The organism is Bacteroidia bacterium (assembly GCA_025056095.1).
In the GTDB taxonomy this organism is placed as follows: Bacteria; Bacteroidota; Bacteroidia; order JANWVE01; family JANWVE01; genus JANWVE01.
In genome coordinates this window covers 1-4,821 of record JANWVW010000215.1, presented here as the reverse complement: position 1 = coordinate 4,821, position 4,821 = coordinate 1, and the positions used below count along the sequence as shown (strand labels likewise).

Annotated in this window: 4 protein-coding genes and 1 pseudogene; 3 read left to right on the top strand and 2 right to left on the bottom strand. The window is 39.2% G+C overall.

Features of this window, described 5'->3' with window-relative positions:
• The first annotated feature begins 129 nt into the window (after positions 1-129).
• From NZ519_12200 to mqnB, 3 genes and pseudogenes are all read left to right on the top strand, one after another.
• Positions 130-414: pseudogene (locus NZ519_12200) on the top strand (DNA-directed RNA polymerase subunit omega).
• A 152-nt stretch (positions 415-566) separates the two neighbouring features.
• Complete coding sequence (gene coaBC, locus NZ519_12195; GenBank protein MCS7029515.1) at positions 567-1,796, top strand: bifunctional phosphopantothenoylcysteine decarboxylase/phosphopantothenate--cysteine ligase CoaBC; 1,230 nt, start codon at positions 567-569, stop codon at positions 1,794-1,796.
• A gap of 8 nt (positions 1,797-1,804) precedes the next feature.
• Entirely contained in the window at positions 1,805-2,482 is a 678-nt protein-coding gene (mqnB, locus tag NZ519_12190; protein ID MCS7029514.1) for a futalosine hydrolase, read from the top strand.
• Positions 2,483-2,553: 71 nt separating this feature from the next.
• Here mqnB and metK read toward each other — a convergent pair whose 3' ends face one another.
• A complete protein-coding gene (gene metK, locus NZ519_12185; GenBank protein ID MCS7029513.1) occupies positions 2,554-3,813 on the bottom strand; it encodes a methionine adenosyltransferase in 1,260 nt (419 codons plus the stop codon).
• A gap of 79 nt (positions 3,814-3,892) precedes the next feature.
• Positions 3,893-4,684 (bottom strand): N-acetylmuramoyl-L-alanine amidase, encoded by a 792-nt coding sequence (locus tag NZ519_12180; GenBank protein MCS7029512.1) that lies wholly within the window; start codon positions 4,682-4,684, stop codon positions 3,893-3,895.
• Positions 4,685-4,821: the final 137 nt, after the last annotated feature.

Below are 4,821 nucleotides of genomic sequence, written 5' to 3'. Positions count from 1 at the left end.
CGATAGCGTAGCCCGTAGCACGCCGACCTTGCCCATACAAGCGCAGCGAAGTATGGGCAAGGGCACGCCCAAAAAAATATCTTTCTTTTGCAAACAATCTAATAAAAACACTATATTTGCAGGATGAATATGAAAATAGACAAAAAGGATACAAATGTACATACATGGGATACACATGCTTTTGACTTGGAAAACGGTAATTTGTACGAAACAGTGGTAGCCCTCTCTAAAAGAGCATGTCAAATTGCAGCCAAACAAAAAGAAGAACTGTACAACCGTCTAATGGAATTTAACTCTCGCCATGACAGTTTAGATGAAATTCATGAAAACCGCGAACAAATAGAACTATCCCGCTATTACGAAAAACTTCCTAAACCTAGTTTGCAAGCTATCTTTGAATTTCTTGAAGGTGAATTTACTATCCAATGTGGGGGTAGAGAATACAGACCTTTCTTAGAAGTAAAATTAGAGCGTGAGAAAAAAGAGAAAGAAAAGCAAAAAGAGAAAGAAAAGGAAAAAGAAAAGGAAACTATAACCTCTACCAGAAAATCTTCCCGAAAATCTTAATGTCCGTTTTACAGGGCAAAAAAGTCATATTAGCGGTATCAGGCAGCATTGCTAGTTACAAGTCAGTTGAATTACTGCGCTTGCTGATAAAAGCAGGTGCAGAAGTACAGGTATTGCTTACCCCCTCTGCACAAAATTTTGTAACACCACTTACGTTTTCTACTCTATCCAAAAAGCCCGTCTTTTCAGCCATTTTTGACGAACAAAATACACAACAACATTGGGCTAATCACGTAGCACTCGGAAAATGGGCAGACATAATGATTATAGCCCCTGCTACTAATAACACAATCGCTAAACTCGCTAACGGTATATGCGATAACATAGTCCATGCAGTTTATTTATCTGCTACTTGCCCTGTAATTATCGCACCTGCAATGGACTTAGACATGCAAGCCCACCCCTCCTTGCACAAGAATATTCAAACGCTAAAAGAATTCGGCAATATCGTACTGCCTACGAATTCAGGCGAACTAGCTAGCGGCTTAATAGGTTACGGCAGAATGCTTGAACCCCAAGAAATTTTAGACTATGCCATTGACGTTTTTATGCCTAAATGGCATAAGTCCCTATCGCATCGCAGCGTGCTTATTACCGCTGGACCTACCCAAGAACCAATTGACCCTGTACGATACATAAGTAACTACTCCACAGGTAAAATGGGCTACGCCATAGCTGATGCATATCTCAAACAGGGAGCAAAAGTTTTTCTTATTTCAGGACCTTCAAATGTACCTCCGCCCAATTCTCATTCCAACTTAACCCTAATCAAAGTAAAAACAGCCCAAGAAATGTTCGAAGCTACTCAAAAATACTTTTCATCCGCAGACACTTTTGTAATGACCGCAGCCGTATCTGACTACAAACCCAAAGAAACCTCCCTACAAAAAATAAAAAAACATGCCCACCAACAAAATTTAGAAATTACTCTCATTCAAAACCCTGACATTCTGCACTGGGTGGGACATCACAAAAAGCAAAATGATTTTGTAGTAGGTTTTGCGTTAGAAAGCCACAATGAAGAGGAATATGCCATTCAAAAACTCATTTCTAAAAAAGCAGACATGATAGTCCTAAACTCTACCCAATCCCCTAACGCCACTTTTGCTGTGGATACCAATGAGGTAACTGTATACACTCACACACATCCAAAGTACCACATTCCGAACATGCCCAAGAAAGAGCTAGCTTATCATTTAGTCCATTATATTGAAACAGTCCGCACATAAGCTTGAATATGTCCATTTTGTTAGTTAGTGCTACTCGCCTTGAAATTGAACCTATTCTCAAAAATATTTCTAACCTTCAAACTACGACCCCCTTCTTATGGCAAGGAAGCTATTCCAAGCACCAAATCACAGGTTTGATTACAGGTATAGGAACGGTCAATACTGCTTTGCACTTAGCTCCTTTATTGGCAAATAATTCTTACCAAGTAGCTATTCAAGTAGGTATAGCGGGAAGTTATCTCAAAGAGCATACCCTAGGAACAGTAGTCGAGGTAATCCAAGAAACTTATGCCGATTTAGGAGCAGAAAATAACGACGGTTCTTTTTTAAGTTTGAAAGAATTAGGTTTTTCAAATTTTGTAGATAAAAAGCAGAGTACTTACTACAACACTTTACACAATCCACAACCTTCTTTTTTGAATTTGGTCAAGGTTAAGTCTAATACCGTACATTTGTGTAGTGGCACATGGGAAACGATACGCAAGCGTTTATCAGCCTGCTCTGCCGATATTGAGAACATGGAGGGCGCAGCATTTTTTCAAGCTTGTATTTTGTATGAACAACCTTTTTATGCTTTTAGAGCCATTTCTAATTACGTAGCCCCAAGAAATTTTACTCAATGGAATATACCATTAGCCGTAAAGAACCTTTCAGAGCAAGTACTTAATTTTTTGAAAAATCTTTGATAAACCTAAAAACTGCTTAGTTTTTGAAAAGGTATGTGTTTTAAATGGCTCAAAAAGCAGCCAGCTAGAACTTAAACGTATCCTCTAACACTGAAAGCAGCTTTTAGTGTCTCTACTAAATCTAACTTTTCCCAAGGAATTTCAACTGTGAATAGCTTCCCTGTGGGGTTACCTTTTTCATCTCTATCTACATCATAAGTGCCGTCAGGTTTACGGTAGTATAAAGTAGTTACATGGGTTCTGCCCATGTGTCCATAAGCAGCAATATTTTCGTAGATAGGTCGGCACAAGTCAAACCGCTTGATAATGTCCGCAGGTTTTAAACTGATATTTTGGACAATATAGTCAGCTAATTCGCTATCAGGTACTTTACCTGTTCCGTACGTGTTGACAAATATGCTTACAGGTTGAGCTACGCCAATTGCGTACGCCACTTGAACTAAGCATTCTTTGGCAAGTCCTGCGGCAACAATATTTTTAGCAATATGGCGAACCGCATAAGCGGCACTCCTATCCACTTTTGATGGGTCTTTACCTGAAAAAGCCCCTCCGCCGTGTGCGCCTTTACCGCCGTAGGTATCTACTATAATTTTTCGCCCTGTAAGTCCGCTATCCCCATGAGGTCCGCCAATTTCAAAAATACCTGTCGGATTGACAAAATACTTTGTTTTCTCATCTAACAAATGCGTAGGAATTACCGCAGGAATGAGAATTTCTTTTATGTCTTTATGAATTTGACTTTGGGATACACCTGGGTCGTGCTGTGTGCTTACTACAATTGTGTCTATTCGTAAAGCTTTATGATTATCGCTATATTCAATGGTAACCTGGCTTTTAGCATCTGGGCGAAGGTAAGTCATAACTTTACCTTCCTTACGTATTTGCGCTAATTTTTCTACTAACTTGTGAGCGTAGTAAATGGGCATGGGCATATAATCAGGAGTTTCGTCATTAGCATATCCAAACATAATCCCTTGATCGCCTGCGCCTTGTTCTTTATTCTCGGTTTCATTCACGCCCACGGCAATGTCTGGCGATTGTTGATGGATAGCTGAAATAACCGCACAAGATTGTGCATCAAACTTATATTCAGATTTTTTATATCCTATCTTTTCAATTACTCTGCGCACTACCTCTTGTACATCAAACTGTGCTTTGGAAGTAATTTCACCTGCTAACACTACTAAGCCCGTAGTAACTAAAGTTTCACAAGCTACACGTGCTTTTTTATCCTGCGCTAAATGTGCATCTAAAATAGCATCAGAAATTTGGTCTGCAATTTTATCAGGATGTCCTTCAGACACAGATTCAGAAGTGAATAAATACGGCATATTAGAGATTTTGTAATTTATCCTGCAAAAGTATCATTTACTTATGTACAAAACAAGTTCTAGCGTAAGAGTATGAGCCTTATTGTTCTACTTCTTCTTTGTATTTGCAAAAAGCTTTGAATATAGCTTTTGCTATTTCCTGCTGTCCTTTCTCGCTGCCTAGATATTTTTCCTCTTCGGGGTTACTTAAAAAACCTGTTTCTATCAGCACACTTGGGGCGTTGGTACGCCACAGTACTAAAAAGCCTGCTTGTTTTACGCCTCGGCTTTCTCGTCCAATTCCTTCTTTACCAAAACAATGCTCTACGTGCGATGCAAATGCTAAACTACGTTCAATATGTGCGCTTTGGTACAAGTTGAACATAATATGCGCCACAGGTGAGTTAGGATCATAGCCACCGTATTTTTTTTGATAGTTTTCCTCTTTAAGAATAACTGCGTTCTCTCGCATAGCTACTAATAGGTTGCTTTCTGATTTATGTAGTCCCATTGTGTAGGTTTCTGTTCCTACCATCTTTTTGTTTTCTGATGCGTTGCAGTGAATGCATATAAATAGGTCTGATTTATTTCGGTTGCAGATGTTTGCCCGTTCGTCTAGCTCTACAAATTCGTCTGTTTTTCGTGTGTAAACTACTTTTATATGAGGAAATTTTTCGCTAATCATAGCCCCTAATTTGAGTGTAATTGCTAAAGCAATATCCTTTTCTTTGTAGTGCTTGCCGATTGTGCCAGGGTCTTTTCCGCCATGTCCTGCGTCTAAGGTAACAGTTTTGATTCGATATCCTTGATTTTGAGAGTATGTGCACAGGGTACTAAATACATTCCACAGCAATACGTTTGATAAAACAAAGCCAATTACTTTTGCTTTCATACCCCTGCTTCATCTTATTTTTTATGCAAAATTACAATTTATATTAGGTCTAAAAAATAGTTTTAATTTTTTGGGCGTGCCCCTTGCTAACGCAAGGGTCGGGGCATTCCGCACTACGCTTCGCTTCGGTGCTTCGC

Excerpts from the sequence above, each read along its gene's own strand:
- metK (MCS7029513.1), bottom strand. The coding sequence starts at position 3,813 with ATGCCGTATTTATTCACTTCTGAATCTGTGTCTGAAGGACATCCTGAT.
- NZ519_12180 (MCS7029512.1), bottom strand. The coding sequence starts at position 4,684 with ATGAAAGCAAAAGTAATTGGCTTTGTTTTATCAAACGTATTGCTGTGG.
- coaBC (MCS7029515.1), top strand. The coding sequence starts at position 567 with ATGTCCGTTTTACAGGGCAAAAAAGTCATATTAGCGGTATCAGGCAGC.
- mqnB (MCS7029514.1), top strand. The coding sequence starts at position 1,805 with ATGTCCATTTTGTTAGTTAGTGCTACTCGCCTTGAAATTGAACCTATT.